Genomic DNA, 2,452 nt, shown 5'->3' with positions numbered 1-2,452 from the left:
GGGTGATGCGCGGGTCCGCCACCGGCCTGACCACGAACGGCATGCGCACCATCAGCCAGAGCACGCCATCCGTTCCCGGCACCAACGAGAAGGGCGACCAGTTCGGCGGCGCCCTCCGGCTCATCGACACCAACCGGAACGGCAAGGCCGAGCTGATCGCGTCCGCCCCCGGTGAGGACACCAACGACGGCGCCGCCTGGGTCTTCTCCGGCACGAGCAGCGGCCCCGCCGCCACCGGTTCATGGTCGTTCAACGGCGCCACGCTCCGCGCCCCCTACCTTGACGCCCGCTTCGGGGAGACCCTCGCCCCGTAGCGGCCGTGCACACGGCTCGGCAGCACGGCTCGCGTCTGAGTGAGGAAGGCGCGGCCGTGGCCGCCGGATGGGTTACTGCCCTAGAAGACTGCTGAAAATCTCGGGTTCTGGCCCCGGCTCGGTGGAGTTGGGGCCAGTCTTGTGGGCATGCAGGGGGAATGGGCCGGGGAGATGGTCGGGCCGGATGTGTGGGAGACCTGCCGGGAGTTGATCCCGGCAGGGAGTGTGTTCGCGTTCCTGGCCGAACATCGCGAGGCGCTGTTCCCGCCGTCGATGTTCGCGGACATGTATCCCTCGTCCAACGGCCGTCCGAGTCTGCCGCCGCAGGTGCTGGCCGCGACGGTGGTGTTGCAGAGCCTGCAGGGGCTGTCGGACTTCGAGACGGTCCAGGAACTGCGGTGTGACCTGCGGTGGAAGGCCGCTTGCGGGCTCGGGCTGTACGACATGGCGTTCGATCCGTCGCTGCTGACGTACTTCCGGCGTCGGCTGCGTCATTCGGCCGATCCGATGCGGATCTTCACCAAGGTCAAAGAGGTCGTGGCCGCGACCGGTGTGCTCAAGGGCAAGCAGCGGCGCGCTTTGGACTCCACTGTGCTCGATGACGCGGTGGCCACCCAGGACACCGTCACCCAGATCATCTCCGCGATCCGCCGGGTGATCCGCGAGGTCCCCGGTGCCCCGGAGGTGGCCGCGGGGCACTGCCGGGCGCACGACTACACCGACCCGGGCAAGCCGAGGATCGCCTGGGACGACGAGTCGGCCCGCGCCGCGCTGGTCGACGCGCTGGTCACCGACGCCCTCAACCTGCTCGGGCGCCTGCCCGAGCAGAACCTGGGCGAGAAGGCGGCGAACGCGGTCGGCCTGCTGGCCCTGGTCGCCGGCCAGGACGTGGAACCCGCCGAGGACTCCGACGGGCGCGATGGCCGCTGGCGTATCGCGAAGCGCACGGTGGCGGACCGGGCGGTGTCCACCGTCGACCCCGACACACGGCACATCCACAAAAACCGCACCCGTCACCAGGACGGCTTTAAAGGGCATGCGTCTTTCGAGCCGGAGACCGGCCTGTTCACGGCCGTCGCCCTGACCAGCGGCTACGGTCCCGACAATCACGAGGCCGCCGTCGCCTGCGATCTTCTGGAGGGGGAGGACGGCGAGTTAACCGTGCTCGGCGACTCTGCCTACGGCACCGGCGACCTGCGCGCACAACTGCAGGCCGACGGCCACACCCTGGTGATCAAGCCGCCGCCGCTGCGGCAGGCCGTCCCCGGCGGCTTCACCATCGACGACTTCCGTATCGACCAGGCCGCCGGCGCCGCAACCTGCCCGGCCGGACACACCGCCAACCTCGGCCAGAACAAGGCAGACGGCGCCCGCACCGCCCAGTTCAAGCGCGCGTGCACCGGCTGTCCCCTGCGAGAACGCTGCACCACCTCCAAGACCGGACGCACCCTCAACGTCCACCCCCACTACGAGCTGCTGGCCGCCGCCCGGTCCCAGGCCGCCACCGACGCCGGCTGGCAGGACGAATACCGCCGATGGCGGCCACCTGTCGAACGCGCCATCGCCTGGCTCGTCGCCAAGGGCAACCGCCGGGTTCCCTACCGAGGCGTCATCGCCAACAACATCTGGCTCCACCACCGCGCCGCCGCCCTCAACCTCCGCCGACTGATCACCCTCGGACTCACCCGCACCAACACCACCTGGCACCTCGCCCCTGCCACCGCATAGCGAAAAGGGCCGCCCGGCCTCCCGGCCGGACAGCCCCACAACAAGATTTTCAGCAGCCTTCTAGGGCACTTCGCCGTTCTCTCCGACGGCACGAAGATCGACAGACCGCGCTTCCTGCGCCGGGCCGAGAAGCGCCTCAAGCGCGCACGACAAGCCCTCTGCCGCAAGGAGAAGGGCAGCAACGCCAGGGACAGGCCCGGCTTCGTGGCGCCCGTGGCGCACGCACGGGTGGCCGATGCGCGACGCGAGTTCCACCACCAGCTCTCCACCAAGCTGATCAGCGAAAACCAAGCGGTCGCGGTGGAAGACCTGTCGGTCAAGGGCCTCGCCCGAATGCCTGGCCAAGTCCGTACACGACGCCGGATGGGCTCAGGTGGTCGCGATGCTGGAATACAAGGCCGCCCGGTACG

General features: G+C 69.6%; 2 protein-coding genes and 1 pseudogene. All 3 read left to right on the top strand.

All coding sequences use genetic code 11. From position 1 onward, the window contains the following. The coding region (locus tag AB0I77_RS53350) for an FG-GAP repeat protein (RefSeq protein ID WP_363290297.1) at positions 1-314 on the top strand (314 nt) is incomplete at its 5' end. A gap of 147 nt (positions 315-461) precedes the next feature. Then, positions 462-2,042: an IS1182 family transposase gene (locus AB0I77_RS53345; protein WP_363290296.1), complete on the top strand. Its 1,581-nt coding sequence runs from the start codon at positions 462-464 to the stop codon at positions 2,040-2,042. 60 nt (positions 2,043-2,102) lie between these two features. Beyond that, positions 2,103-2,452, top strand: a pseudogene (locus AB0I77_RS53340) (transposase); the annotation flags it as partial.

It is taken from the genome of Streptomyces sp. NPDC050619 (genome assembly GCF_040654815.1).
Taxonomy (GTDB): domain Bacteria; phylum Actinomycetota; class Actinomycetes; order Streptomycetales; family Streptomycetaceae; genus Streptomyces.
The sequence above is the reverse complement of the archived record's forward strand: the minus strand, read 5'-3'. Positions and strand labels throughout refer to the sequence as shown.

What these genes read in the sequence shown, in the direction of transcription:
- AB0I77_RS53345 (WP_363290296.1), top strand. Translation starts at nt 462, where the DNA reads ATGCAGGGGGAATGGGCCGGGGAGATGGTCGGGCCGGATGTGTGGGAG.